Origin of the sequence: Halomonas sp. SIMBA_159, from assembly GCF_046536035.1 — a bacterium.
In the GTDB taxonomy this organism is placed as follows: Bacteria; Pseudomonadota; Gammaproteobacteria; order Pseudomonadales; family Halomonadaceae; genus Vreelandella; species Vreelandella venusta_A.
The window spans coordinates 1-236 of record NZ_JAWJBT010001604.1; the positions used below are offsets into that span (position 1 = coordinate 1).

The window sequence follows — 236 nt, forward strand, 5'->3', positions numbered from 1 at the left end:
CTTCGGCAAGCGGAAAATGAAGATTCAGGTAGCCGGAAGCAATGGGAAAACGGTTGGCCTGATGCGTTCGGCCGTTCGCACAGCCTTGAAATTTACGCCTTGGGAACTGTCCCACTTTCTCGTCTACCGCTTAGTCGAAAACGGTGAGGAAAGTATTCCTGCCATATGGATGTGGGTAGGCGCAGGAATTTACGGATTGCTGTTTTTATATATTTTGAGTGCTTTGTTGTCAAAGG

The 236-nt window shown here is 47.9% G+C and carries 1 protein-coding gene; it reads left to right on the forward strand.

Annotated features, from left to right (window positions below):
* Nucleotides 1-16: 16 nt before the first annotated feature.
* Nucleotides 17-236, forward strand: a 220-nt coding sequence (locus R0J87_RS24635; protein ID WP_498889664.1) for a hypothetical protein, incomplete at its 3' end; no start/stop codon positions are given.